Source organism: Virgibacillus sp. AGTR, assembly GCF_016919725.2.
Lineage (GTDB): Bacteria > Bacillota > Bacilli > Bacillales > Amphibacillaceae > Virgibacillus > Virgibacillus salarius.
Genome location: NZ_JAJERH010000101.1, coordinates 1 through 12648 on the forward strand (window position 1 = coordinate 1; position 12648 = coordinate 12648).

11 protein-coding genes are annotated in these 12648 nt (G+C 38.1%); all 11 read left to right on the forward strand.

Annotated elements, in window-relative coordinates:
• Window positions 1-346 precede the first annotated feature (346 nt).
• Complete coding sequence (gene lspA / locus JUJ52_RS21445; protein WP_026680820.1) at window positions 347-817, forward strand: signal peptidase II; 471 nt, start codon at window positions 347-349, stop codon at window positions 815-817.
• Window positions 814-1725, forward strand: coding sequence for an RluA family pseudouridine synthase (locus JUJ52_RS21450; protein WP_121605060.1), 912 nt, complete (start codon window positions 814-816; stop codon window positions 1723-1725). The genes lspA and JUJ52_RS21450 overlap by 4 nt, the downstream gene beginning before the upstream one ends.
• A 210-nt stretch (window positions 1726-1935) precedes the next feature.
• Window positions 1936-2481 (forward strand): bifunctional pyr operon transcriptional regulator/uracil phosphoribosyltransferase PyrR, encoded by a 546-nt coding sequence (gene pyrR, locus JUJ52_RS21455; protein ID WP_026680822.1) that lies wholly within the window; start codon window positions 1936-1938, stop codon window positions 2479-2481.
• 184 nt (window positions 2482-2665) lie between these two features.
• Window positions 2666-3595 (forward strand): aspartate carbamoyltransferase catalytic subunit, encoded by a 930-nt coding sequence (locus tag JUJ52_RS21460; RefSeq protein WP_026680823.1) that lies wholly within the window; start codon window positions 2666-2668, stop codon window positions 3593-3595.
• Window positions 3549-4829 (forward strand): dihydroorotase, encoded by a 1281-nt coding sequence (locus JUJ52_RS21465; RefSeq protein ID WP_121605062.1) that lies wholly within the window; start codon window positions 3549-3551, stop codon window positions 4827-4829. Before JUJ52_RS21460 ends, JUJ52_RS21465 begins: the two co-directional genes overlap by 47 nt.
• On the forward strand, window positions 4826-5920 hold the full coding sequence (locus JUJ52_RS21470; RefSeq protein ID WP_026680825.1) for a carbamoyl phosphate synthase small subunit: 1095 nt from the start codon (window positions 4826-4828) through the stop codon (window positions 5918-5920). Before JUJ52_RS21465 ends, JUJ52_RS21470 begins: the two co-directional genes overlap by 4 nt.
• Window positions 5913-9113, forward strand: coding sequence for a carbamoyl-phosphate synthase large subunit (carB, locus tag JUJ52_RS21475; RefSeq protein ID WP_026680826.1), 3201 nt, complete (start codon window positions 5913-5915; stop codon window positions 9111-9113). The genes JUJ52_RS21470 and carB overlap by 8 nt, the downstream gene beginning before the upstream one ends.
• Complete coding sequence (locus tag JUJ52_RS21480) at window positions 9110-9868, forward strand: dihydroorotate dehydrogenase electron transfer subunit (RefSeq protein ID WP_026680827.1); 759 nt, start codon at window positions 9110-9112, stop codon at window positions 9866-9868. The genes carB and JUJ52_RS21480 overlap by 4 nt, the downstream gene beginning before the upstream one ends.
• Window positions 9865-10776 (forward strand): dihydroorotate dehydrogenase, encoded by a 912-nt coding sequence (locus tag JUJ52_RS21485; RefSeq protein WP_026680828.1) that lies wholly within the window; start codon window positions 9865-9867, stop codon window positions 10774-10776. The genes JUJ52_RS21480 and JUJ52_RS21485 overlap by 4 nt, the downstream gene beginning before the upstream one ends.
• On the forward strand, window positions 10773-11483 hold the full coding sequence (pyrF, locus tag JUJ52_RS21490; RefSeq protein ID WP_121605063.1) for an orotidine-5'-phosphate decarboxylase: 711 nt from the start codon (window positions 10773-10775) through the stop codon (window positions 11481-11483). The genes JUJ52_RS21485 and pyrF overlap by 4 nt, the downstream gene beginning before the upstream one ends.
• Window positions 11470-12111 (forward strand): orotate phosphoribosyltransferase, encoded by a 642-nt coding sequence (gene pyrE / locus JUJ52_RS21495; protein ID WP_026680830.1) that lies wholly within the window; start codon window positions 11470-11472, stop codon window positions 12109-12111. Before pyrF ends, pyrE begins: the two co-directional genes overlap by 14 nt.
• The last annotated feature ends 537 nt before the right edge of the window (window positions 12112-12648 follow it).

Here is a 12648-nt window from a genome sequence, read left to right on the forward strand (position 1 = left end):
TTTTTTGAGCGGGTTTTGCTAAAAAAGTTAGCTGAAGGACAAACCCCACGGAAAGAGAAGTGGGCAGCCGGAGTGGTGGTCAAGCAGTAGCTATTATTCCATAATAGCTACTAGAGGAAGCGTAAATCTGAGCATGTAGTGATAAGGACTGAGCGAATTTTGCTCAGTTTTTCTAATTTGCAGAACATATGCAATTGCTTATACGGAAAATATCTTATTAAATTGGAAGTTATATTGTACAAGGAGGGTTACTTGCGTAAATACATTCGTATGATATATATTGAAATTACTTTGTGAAGTGGGTAAGATAAATATTGATGTCAATTTAAAAATCGGGGGAAAAGGAATGTATTGGTATTACTTAATTGCTCTATTCATTATCGGCTTGGATCAACTAACAAAATGGATGATTGTTCGATCAATGGAACTTGGAGAACAAATCACGGTTATTAATAATTTCTTCTACATAACATCTCATCGTAATACTGGAGCAGCATGGGGGATTTTAGAAGGCCAGATGGTGTTCTTTTATATTGTAACAGCTATTGTTGTAGTAGGTGTTATCTATTACATGCAAAAACACGCGAAGGAGAGTAAGACCTTAGCAGTTTCGCTTAGTCTTGTATTAGGTGGGGCAATTGGTAATTTCATTGATCGTCTATTTCGTCAGGAAGTGGTTGATTTCTTTGATTTTATTATTTTCGGCTATGATTTCCCAATATTTAATGTAGCTGATTCTAGTTTAGTTATTGGTGTAGGTTTAATAATCATTGCAATGCTTATCGATGAAGCAAAGAAAGGAAAAGCAAAATCATGAAACCGTTAGAGCATACTATAACAGAAGAACAACATCGCGTTCGTATTGATAAAGTATTAGCTGATCTAAACAAAGATATGTCCAGATCACAGGTACAAACTTGGATAACACAGCAACTTGTTTTAGTAAATGGAGAAGTGGTCAAAGCTAATTATAAATGTCAATTGGGTGACCATATAGAATGGTCCATTCCTAAAGCAGAACCATTACAATTAGCTCCTGAGGCTATTGAATTAGATATAATTTATGAAGACAGTGATTTATTAGTCGTAAATAAACCAAAAGGAATGGTTGTTCATCCATCTGCAGGTCATCAACATGGTACACTTGTTCATGCGCTGCTATATCATTGTGAAGATCTATCAGGAATTAATGGAATAGAACGTCCAGGAATTGTCCACCGGATTGATAAAGATACGAGTGGTTTGTTAGTCGTGGCAAAAAATGATCAAGCACATCAGCACTTATCTAAGCAATTAGCGAATAAGGATATAAAAAGAAAATATCATGCTATGGTTCACGGCAATATTCCACATGAAAAAGGATTAATTGATGCACCGATTGGTAGAGATCCAAAAGATCGACAAAGAATGGCTGTTGTGGAAAATGGGAAGCCTGCGGTTACTCATTTTCAAGTTATAGAACAATTTTCCGATTATACACATATTGAATGTCAATTAGAAACGGGAAGAACACATCAAATACGTGTTCATATGAAATATATTGAATACCCGTTAGTTGGTGATCCAAAGTACGGTCCAAGAAAAACGATAGATGTAAACGGACAAGCTCTCCACGCAAAGGAGATCGCGTTTACACACCCAACCACTAAAGAATGGATGCATTTTGAAGTAGATTTACCTGATTATTTCCAAGAGTTGATTGACTACATTCGTAAAATGTATTGACAATCAAACCATGGTTTGTAATAATAAAACAGACGAATAAATATGATCCTTTAACTATAGCCCCGTGAGGCTAAAAAGGTTACGGAAATTGATGCAACATCGGAATCCAAATCCCTTTTCCTCATGGAGAAAAGGGATTTTTGTGTGCAATTTAACATATAAACATGTTGGGTCTAACCCAAATTTTTCTTATGATTGGTTGGTGGAAAAATGAAAAAGAAAACGGATATTTTAGATAAGCCGGCAATAAACAGAGCCTTAACAAGAATTGCTCATGAAATTCTAGAAAAAAACAAAGGTGGGGACGACCTTGTACTTGTAGGAATAAAAACAAGGGGTGTTCCACTGACCAAACGATTACAGGAGAAAATTAAACAAATTGAAACGATCGAAGTGCCAATCGGTGAATTGGATATCACCTTATATCGTGACGATTTAGATAAGGCCACGGAAGGTGAAGACCCGGATTTAAAGGAAACAAATATTCCAGCAGATATAACTGGAAAAAAAGTTATATTATTAGATGACGTTCTTTTTACTGGGAGAACTGTGCGAGCAGCGATGGATGCTGTTATGGACTTAGGAAGACCTTCGCAAATTCAGCTCGGCGTCTTGGTCGATCGTGGCCATCGCGAACTACCCATTCGAGCAGACTATGTAGGGAAAAATATTCCGACATCAGAAAAAGAGATTATTATGGTTCAATTAGAAGAAATCGATGGAAAAGAAGATACTGTTTCGATATATGAAAAATAGGAATTAACCTTCTTTAGAAAGTAAATGAATAAAAACTGTATACGAAACCTTTAATCAGATACGAGAGATCTGAAAGGTTGCCCAGACCTACGTGTGTTCTTCTCTACACGTATACCTCTTTGCGACCTTTAGGCAAAGAGGTTTTTTTATGAAAATTAAAAATATGCATGGATAAGGAGGAACTATGCGACATTTTTTTTCTGTGAATCAGTTAAAGGAAGATGAAATTATTCGCGTTTTACATCAGGCAGAACAATTACGGTTACAGCAACAATCATTTACGAAGCAATTATTCGCTGCGAATTTATTCTTTGAGCCCAGTACGAGAACAAAAATGAGTTTTATAGTTGCTGAGCGTAAATTGGGCATGGACGTGCTTGATTTTCATGCTGATTATTCTAGTACACAAAAAGGTGAATCATTATACGATACGGCAAAAACATTCGAAGCTATAGGTGCTAACCTATTAGTTATTCGACATCAAGCAGATTATTGGATGAATGAATTGAAGAATCAACTTAGTATCCCAATTATTAATGCAGGAGCTGGTAAAGCAGAGCATCCAACGCAGTGTATGCTTGATTTACTAACAATCTATCAGGAATTCCAACAATTCCATGGGATTAAAGTTGTTATTGCAGGTGATATATTGCATAGCAGAGTGGCAAATTCCAATGCACATACATTACGTAGGCTTGGAGCAGAGGTGTATTTTGCTGCTGCTGACGGTTGTAAAGATAACAATCTTGATTTCCCTTATCTGTCCATCGACGAAGCAGTAGAATGTTGCGATGTTCTTATGCTATTACGCATTCAGCATGAAAGACATCGGGAAATTTTCATAAACAACAAAGACTACTTAAGAAAATATGGATTAACAAAGGAACGGGAAAGGAAAATGCATCCGAAAGCAATTATTCTACATCCCGCACCAATTAACCGAGGAGTAGAGATTGATACGGAATTAGTAGAATGCGAACGTTCTAGAATTTTCAAACAAATGAACAACGGTGTGTATACACGTATGGCCATTATTAAAAAACTATTGCAGGAACGGGGGATTATCCATGAAACGATTGCTGAAAAACGTAAAAAAACTGTCATCAACGGGTGAACTAGAGAGCTGTGAGCTTCTCATTGAAGGTACATCTATTACAAAAATAGCTTCTAGGATAACGGAGAGAGCTGATCAAATTATTGATGGAAAAGGGAATCTATTGGCTCCAGGTTTTATAGATGTGCACATCCACTTACGAGAACCTGGTGGTGAACATAAGGAAACGATTTTTACAGGTACTAATGCTGCTGCTAAAGGTGGATATACGACTGTTTGTGCAATGCCAAATACGAATCCAGTACCAGATAATACGACTACTATTCAAAATATATTAGAAAGTATAAAAGCAGAAGCTGTGGTTCGTGTTCTTCCATATGCTGCCATAACAAAAAAACTGCAAGGTAAAGAACTAGTTGATATAAAAGAAATAGCCCAAACAGACATTTTTGCTTTCACAGACGATGGTGTGGGCGTTCAAACGGCGGATCACATGCTTCAGGCTATGAGGGAAGCAAAGGCATGTAATAAAGTAATCGTTGCTCATTGTGAAGATAATTCTATTGTCTATGGTGGTGTGATGCATGATGGTGAAGTTAGCAAACGTATGCAGATGCCAGGCATTCCAGCTTTGAGCGAATCGGTACAAATTGCAAGAGATGTACTGCTAGCTGAAGCAACTGGATGTCATTATCATGTATGTCACGTTAGTACAAAGGAGTCTGTCCGAATTATTCGCGATGCGAAGCGGGCGGGAATTCATGTAACAGCTGAAGTAACGCCACATCATTTATTACTTAATGAGTCGGCAATCACAACAGATGATGCGAATTTTAAAATGAATCCTCCTTTACGTGCAAAGGAAGATCAGCAAGCCTTATTAGAAGGATTGTTGGATGGCACAATTGATTTTATTGCAACAGATCATGCACCACATGCGAAGGAAGAAAAAGAACGTGGTTTTCTAGAGGCGCCATTTGGGATTGTCGGACTAGAAAATGCATTTTCTTTGCTCTATACATACCTTGTTCAAACAGGGAAAATTACACTCAAACAGCTTATCGATTGGCTAACGATCAAGCCGGCAGAAATATTTCAACTACCATACGGCAAGCTTGATGTTGGTAGTGTCGCAGACTTAACTTTAATAGATTTGAAAAAGTCATTAACCATTGATAAAGAAACGTTTTATTCAAAAGGTAAAAATACACCTTTCCATCAATGGGAGGTTACAGCTATTCCAGTTTTAACAATTTCGGAAGGAAACATAGTCTATGAGGAGGATCTAAAATGACGAAACGACAGCTTATATTAGAAGATGGATCGGTATTTGTTGGTGAAAGGTTTGGAAGCGAACAAGAAACAACTGGAGAAATTGTCTTTAACACAGGGATGACTGGTTATCAAGAAATTATAACAGATCCTTCGTATTGTGGTCAGATTGTCATGATGACATATCCACTGTCGGGGAATTACGGCATCAATCGAGATGATTTTGAAACGGTAACACCGTTTATTCATGGTTTTATTGTGAAAGAAGTTGCTGACTATCCTTCTAATTTTCGTAATGAGGAGACGTTAGATCATTACTTAAAAGCGAATGGTATACCTGGAATTTCTGGTATTGATACACGAAAGTTAACAAAGATTATTCGAAAATATGGAACGATGAAAGCTAAAATTGTGAATGCAGAAGTCCAGCCAGAAAAAGTTATCTCCCAGCTTAAAGGAATAACATTGTCGAGAAATCAGGTTTCACAAACATCAACGATTAAACCGTATGTGGTTCCTGGAAGAGGGAAACGAGTGGTAGTGGTTGATTGTGGTATGAAGCATGGAATTCTTCGTGAACTAACAAAACGTGATTGTCATATTACGGTCGTTCCTTATAACTATAGCGCAGAAAATATAGTACGTATCAAACCAGATGGCATTATGCTTACGAATGGTCCAGGAGATCCAAAAGATGTTCCAGAAACAATCAACATGATTAGACAGGTAATTGGCAAAATCCCGGTTTTTGGTATTTGCTTAGGACACCAATTATTAGCACTTGCATGTGGAGCAGATACAGAAAAAATGAAGTTCGGTCATCGTGGATCTAACCATCCAGTAAAGGATATCCGAACGAATCGAACATATATTACATCCCAGAATCATAGCTACGCTGTAAAACAAGCATCTTTAATACAAACGGATTTAAAGCTTACACAAATTGCGCTTAACGATAATACCGTAGAAGGAATTGAACATTCTATTTACCCCGCTTTCTCTGTACAGTATCATCCAGAAAGCTCACCAGGGCCAGAAGATACAAGTTATTTATTTGATTCATTCTTAAAAATGATGGAGCAGGTAAAAAAGGAGGAAAAGGTATATGCCTAAAAACACTTCAATAAAAAAGATTTTAGTAATAGGCTCTGGACCGATTGTTATTGGCCAGGCGGCAGAGTTTGATTATTCGGGAACACAGGCTTGTCAAGCATTAAAAGAAGAGGGATATACCGTATTATTGGCCAATTCTAATCCAGCAACGATTATGACGGATCATACGGTAGCTGATAAGGTCTATATGGAACCTCTAACGGTTGAATTTTTAACAAAAATTATTCGCACAGAACAGCCAGATGCTTTATTACCAACACTTGGTGGTCAAACAGGACTGAATTTGGCAGTAGCGTTGAACGAAACAGGCATATTAGCTGAATATCATGTAGATTTATTAGGAACATCCTTAGAGGCTATTCAAAAGGCAGAGGATCGTGAGAAATTTAGAAATTTAATGAATGAATTGGCTGAACCGGTTCCAGCTAGTCAGATTGTCAACACGGTGGAACAGGCTTGTGCGTTTGCGGAGGAAATTGGTTATCCAGTCATTGTTCGACCAGCCTATACGTTAGGTGGCACAGGTGGTGGAATGTGTAATAGTGAAATAGAATTAAAAGAAATTGCACGAAATGGTCTGGCTTTATCGCCTGCTAGTCAATGCTTGATTGAGAAGAACATAGCAGGATTTAAGGAAATTGAATACGAAGTGATGCGAGATAAAAATGATCAAGCCATTGTCGTGTGTAATATGGAAAATGTTGATCCAGTAGGCATTCATACAGGGGATTCCATCGTTGTTGCACCTTCTCAAACATTAAGTGATCGCGAGTATCAGCTATTACGAAATGCCTCGCTAAAAATTATTCGGGCATTAGAAATTGAAGGAGGATGTAATGTCCAGCTTGCAATAGATCCTAATAGCTTTCAATATTACATTATTGAAGTAAATCCAAGAGTTAGTAGATCCTCAGCACTTGCGTCGAAAGCTACAGGCTATCCAATTGCTAAAATGGCCGCTAAAATTGCTGTTGGTTTAACACTGGATGAGATTATTAACCCGATAACCGGCAAAACCTATGCATGCTTTGAACCAGCACTTGACTACGTTGTGTCAAAAATTCCTCGATTTCCGTTTGATAAGTTTACTGCAGGCGATCGCTATTTAGGAACACAGATGAAAGCTACAGGGGAAGTAATGGCAATAGGTCGTAACTTTGAAGAATCATTGTTAAAGGGTATTCGCTCACTAGATATTGGAACAGAGCAATTATGGCTAGCCAATTTAGAATGTACAAGTGATGATGAATTAAAACAGCGGTTGCAAAAGGCGGATGATGAAAGGATCTTTGTTTTAGCGGAAGCTTTACGTAGAAAGTTGTCTGTTGACGAGATATTTCAATTAACAAAAATAGATCGATTTTTCTTAAATAAGTTACAGCGTCTCATCATCATTGAAGAGAAATTAAAGCGTAACAAGCAGGAACCTTCCATGCTTTTAGAAGCTAAGCGCCTTGGGTTTTCCGATGCACATATTGCTCGTTTATGGGAGCAATCAGAGGATGATATATACAACTATCGAATCAAACAAAATGCTTTGCCTGTTTATAAAATGGTCGACACTTGTGCAGCTGAATTTGAATCGGAAACGCCGTATTTTTATAGTACCTATGAAGAGGAAAATGAGTCTATTCAATCTGAGCAGAAGAAAATCCTTGTACTTGGGTCTGGGCCAATTCGGATTGGTCAAGGGATCGAATTTGATTATGCGACGGTTCATTCCGTGTTAGCGATCAAGGAGATGGGATATGAAGCCATCATCATGAACAGTAATCCGGAGACTGTTTCCACTGATTTCAGTATTTCAGATAAATTATATTTCGAGCCATTAACATTAGAAGACGTGATGCATGTAATCCAGTTAGAACAGCCAGAAGGTGTTATTGTTCAATTCGGTGGTCAAACTGCCATTAATTTAGCGGCAGGACTTGAACGTCGAGGTGTGAAGATATTAGGGACAAATTTAGAAGCGATTGATCGAGCAGAGGATCGAGACAAATTTGAGCTATTAGTAGATGACTTACAGCTCTTAAGACCACAGGGGAAAACGGTGTTAAATATGGAAAAAGCGAGAGAGGTAGCTAACACGATTGGTTACCCTGTGTTAGTAAGACCTTCTTATGTCATTGGTGGAAGTAGAATGGAGATTGTTTATAATGACCATGAATTAGAATCATATCTTGCTAAGACAGATCATGTTGCAGACTCTCATCCAATCTTAATTGACAAATATATTACCGGTATGGAGGTAGAAGTTGACGCGATAAGTGATGGCGATACGGTTATCATCCCGGGTATTATGGAGCATATTGAACGTGCCGGTGTTCACTCTGGTGATTCAATAGCCGTGTATCCACCCCAACGAATAAGTGAATCTGTGAAACAAAAATGTTTGGATGCAGCTACTCGTATTGCCTATGCGCTTCAAGTTAAGGGGCTGATTAACATTCAATTCATTGTTTGTGATCAAGCGGTATACGTACTTGAAGTAAACCCAAGAGCAAGTAGAACAATTCCATTCTTAAGTAAGATCACTGGTGTAACGATGGCAAATATTGCTACGAAATGTATACTTGGGGAAAAGCTTCAGGAGATGGGCTACGTAACGGGAATCTTACCTGAAGACGATCAAGTATCCGTTAAAGTACCTGTGTTCTCGTTTGAGAAGCTTCGTAGTGTTGATACCATTTTAGGTCCAGAAATGAAGTCTACTGGTGAAGCCATCGGTTATGATAAGACATTAGAAAAAGCATTATATAAAGGGCTTATCGCATCAGGAATTAAATTACCACAAGAGGGAGCAGTGCTATTAACGGTTGCTGATAAAGATAAACAGGAGATGCTTGGAAATGCAGAGCGATTTCATCAATTAGGCTTTCAATTATACGCTACCGAAGGAACTGCAGCTTATATTCGAGATGCTGGAATACCAGTTACTAAAGTAGAAAAAATTGGTGCAGAGAAACCAAATGTCCTTTCGATTATTGAAAATGGGGAAGTACAATATGTAATCAATACGTTAACTTCAGGACAGCAGCCACGTTCAGATGGATTTAGAATTCGTAGAGAATCTGTGGAACATGGTATTGCTTGTTTAACAAATTTAGATACTGCAAATGCAATCCTTAATGTAATAGAATCTATGACATTTCAAGCTAAACCGATGCAGCAAAAAGAGGTTGTCATCTTATGATGCGTAAAGAGAACATGGTTATTTTAAAGAAAAGCCCCATAGCGCAAGATACCATCGAAATGGTGCTTGAGAACAAATATATAAGCAATACAGCAGTGCCTGGACAATTTTTGCACCTACAGTTGAAAGGGCATATGCTAAGACGCCCAATATCTATATCTCAGGTTGATGAACATGCGGAAACAGTCACGATTCTTTTTAAAGTTGTTGGTAGTGGTACGAAAGAATTAGCTTCCTATCCCATTGGAAATTCCATCGATGTACTTGGTCCAAGCGGAAATGGTTTTCCGCTTGAACCTAAAGCTAATTCAACAATTCTTATTATAGGAGGCGGTATCGGTGTACCTCCACTCTACTATTTGGCACGAAAATTAAAAGAGCAACAGGTGAATATTGTCTCTGTATTAGGCTTCCAAACCAAAGAGAGTGTGTTCTATGAAGAAAAATTTGCTGAACTCGGTCGGACAATTATTGTAACTAATGATGGCAGTTATGGTAGAAAAGGATTCGTAACCAACGTATTAGACGATGTAAGTAGTATTGATTGTTATTACTCATGTGGACCATTACCGATGTTACAGGCTATTACCGCTCAAATGGCAGGAAAACATGGGTATATCTCTTTGGAAGAGAGAATGGGCTGTGGAGTAGGCGCTTGCTTTGCTTGTGTCATTCCTACAGATGATTGCGGAGGCTATAAAAAGATTTGCAAAGATGGTCCTGTATTTCCTGCACAGGAGGTGCAACTAGTATGAGCTTGGCGATTGAATTACCTGGTTTATCATTAAAAAATCCAATTATGCCTGCTTCGGGATGCTTTGGGTTTGGTAGAGAATATAGTCAATTTTATGACTTGAACAAATTAGGTGCCATCGTTATGAAAGCTGCCACAATGGAACCTAGATTTGGGAACCCAACTCCACGAGTCGCCGAAACAGCAGCTGGGATGTTGAATGCCATTGGATTACAGAACCCTGGTGTTAGTAGCATTATAGAAAATGAAGTGCCTTTTTTAGCAAGCTTCTCCACACCAATCATCGCAAATATTGCTGGTAGTACGTTAGAAGAATACGTAGAAGTAGCAAAAGCATTTAATGAAGCAGGTGACGTTACTGCCTTAGAACTGAATATTTCCTGCCCAAATGTTAAGGAGGGCGGGATCCAGTTTGGAACAGATCCAAAGATGGCAGCAAAGGTAACAGAACGTGTTAAAAAGGCAAGTAATCTACCTGTCTATGTTAAACTCTCACCAAATGTATCAGATATTGGGACAATGGCAAAAGCAGTAGAATTAGCTGGAGCCGATGGGTTATCGATGATAAATACACTTACTGGAATGCAAATGCATTTATCTGCAAAACGTCCTTTACTGGCAAATAAAACGGGAGGGTTATCTGGACCAGCAATTAAACCAGTAGCGATACGAATGATTTATGAAGTAAAAAAGCAAGTCAATATTCCAATAATTGGGATGGGAGGAGTAGTAAACGCGGAAGATGCTCTTGAGTTTTTATTAGCGGGAGCTAGTGCGGTGGCTGTAGGTACGGCAAATTTTCAAAACCCTTATGTCTGTATAGAAATTATCGAACAACTACCAAAAACATTAGCTGCGTATGGTTTTAATTCCGTAAATGATGCAATTGGAAAGGGGATATGTTCATGAAGACACCAATATATCTTGCATTGGATTTTCCCAATTGGGAACAAACGAAAACGTTTCTTGAACAAAATGATTTACATGGTGTACCAGTAAAGGTTGGTATGGAGTTATTTTATAAAGAAGGGCCCATCCTTATCGAACGATTAAAAGAAAATGGACATGCTATCTTTCTTGATCTAAAGCTTCATGACATTCCAACAACGGTGATGCGTGCTATGGAAAATATTGCTAAGCTGGAAATAGATATGGTAAATGTTCATGCCCTTGGAGGCAGTGAGATGATCAAACTGGCCAAGGAAGGGCTTATAAATGGCAATCCAAATTTCCAAACGAAATTGCTCGCAGTAACCATTCTAACCTCGATGGATCAATCGATAATGAATCAGGAAATGCTACTTTCAGGTGATGTAGAAGCAAATGTCCTTCATTTTGCAACGTTTGCTAAACAGTTTGGGGCTGACGGAGTTGTCTGTTCTGTACTTGAGGCGAAGGCTGTGAAGGAACAATGCGGGACTTCGTTTCTAACCGTAACTCCAGGAATTAGGCTCACTAATACCGATAATAATGATCAAAAACGAATTGCAACACCTTCTTTCGCCAGAGGTAACGGGTCAGACTTTATTGTTGTGGGTAGAACCATTACAAAAGCAGATAATCCAAATAAAGCATATAAACAATTAAAAGAGGAGTGGAAAAATGCAGGAGCATGACCACATCGTACGTGAATTACTAAGAATCAAAGCTGTACAAATAAAAACAGATGGGTATTTTACTTGGACTTCTGGTATACAGTCGCCAATTTACTGTGATAATCGTCTAACCATGTCTTATCCTGAAGTACGCAAACAGATTACCACATCCTTTATTAAACGAATGAATGATTTGCAAATAAAGCCTGATATGATTGCTGGATGTGCTACTGCTGGAATACCACATGCAGCTTGGTTAGCAGATGAATTAAACCTACCGATGATCTATGTTCGATCAAAACCAAAAGGTCATGGAAAAGGTAATCAGATTGAAGGCGAATTAGAGTCTGGTAAACAGGTGCTTGTTATTGAGGACCTCATTTCCACTGGTGGTTCTTCGATTGAAGCTGCGCAAGCAATTGAAAAAAATGGTGGAAAGGTTTGTTCTGTATTTGCTATTTTCACCTATGGATTAGCTACTGCAGAAACAGCTTTTACTGAAGCGGGTTTTTCCCACCATACCATTACGGGCTTTGATCAATTAGTGAATGCGCTACTATTAGATAAAGAAATTACAGAAAATGAAAAGCAAAAGTTATTAAAATGGAGAGAGGACTTGGGGAAAATCAATAGTCGTTTTAATAGCTAAAGTGTTCCTTATGTTATAAGTCTAACATATTGTTAATTGATTGCAGAAAGGGTTAGGGACGAACCTAAAATAGTTAACTCAAAAGCCGTGAAACAAAAATAAATGTTGATACGAAGCGCGGTCAAAGGACATAGACTCCCACGGGTACGGCCTCAGCTACTTTGGTAAAGAAAAACACGTGGATCTTCGGACTCGTGCTGTTTTCGCTGGATAAGGAAGGCTTCAGCAGGGATACATCGTAGCAGAAAAAGCGTTCTTTTTCAAGGAGTCTCGTATATTTTAGGTGCTATATTAATTATTTTATCAAAGAACGAATGATAATTAATTTGAAATAATTTTCATTCGTTTTTGATTGTTTCTTCATTACTTTTGTCTCAGCCTCTCTTACTGCCAGTTATAGGCTATATGCGGGATAAAAAGGTCTTTAGGCCTTTCTTATAAGTTAAGAAAGTATAAAATCAGTGCAATGACTGCGTTAAACCAAGTAGTTATTTTGAAATGTTTGATGTATATTGGCAATGCTCCGACTAATTACTT

Excerpts from the sequence above, each read along its gene's own strand:
- pyrR (WP_026680822.1), top strand. The coding sequence starts at position 1,936 with ATGAAAAAGAAAACGGATATTTTAGATAAGCCGGCAATAAACAGAGCC.
- lspA (WP_026680820.1), top strand. The coding sequence starts at position 347 with ATGTATTGGTATTACTTAATTGCTCTATTCATTATCGGCTTGGATCAA.
- JUJ52_RS21460 (WP_026680823.1), top strand. The coding sequence starts at position 2,666 with ATGCGACATTTTTTTTCTGTGAATCAGTTAAAGGAAGATGAAATTATT.
- carB (WP_026680826.1), top strand. The coding sequence starts at position 5,913 with ATGCCTAAAAACACTTCAATAAAAAAGATTTTAGTAATAGGCTCTGGA.
- JUJ52_RS21485 (WP_026680828.1), top strand. The coding sequence starts at position 9,865 with ATGAGCTTGGCGATTGAATTACCTGGTTTATCATTAAAAAATCCAATT.
- pyrF (WP_121605063.1), top strand. The coding sequence starts at position 10,773 with ATGAAGACACCAATATATCTTGCATTGGATTTTCCCAATTGGGAACAA.
- JUJ52_RS21465 (WP_121605062.1), top strand. The coding sequence starts at position 3,549 with ATGAAACGATTGCTGAAAAACGTAAAAAAACTGTCATCAACGGGTGAA.
- JUJ52_RS21470 (WP_026680825.1), top strand. The coding sequence starts at position 4,826 with ATGACGAAACGACAGCTTATATTAGAAGATGGATCGGTATTTGTTGGT.
- JUJ52_RS21480 (WP_026680827.1), top strand. The coding sequence starts at position 9,110 with ATGATGCGTAAAGAGAACATGGTTATTTTAAAGAAAAGCCCCATAGCG.
- JUJ52_RS21450 (WP_121605060.1), top strand. The coding sequence starts at position 814 with ATGAAACCGTTAGAGCATACTATAACAGAAGAACAACATCGCGTTCGT.
- pyrE (WP_026680830.1), top strand. The coding sequence starts at position 11,470 with ATGCAGGAGCATGACCACATCGTACGTGAATTACTAAGAATCAAAGCT.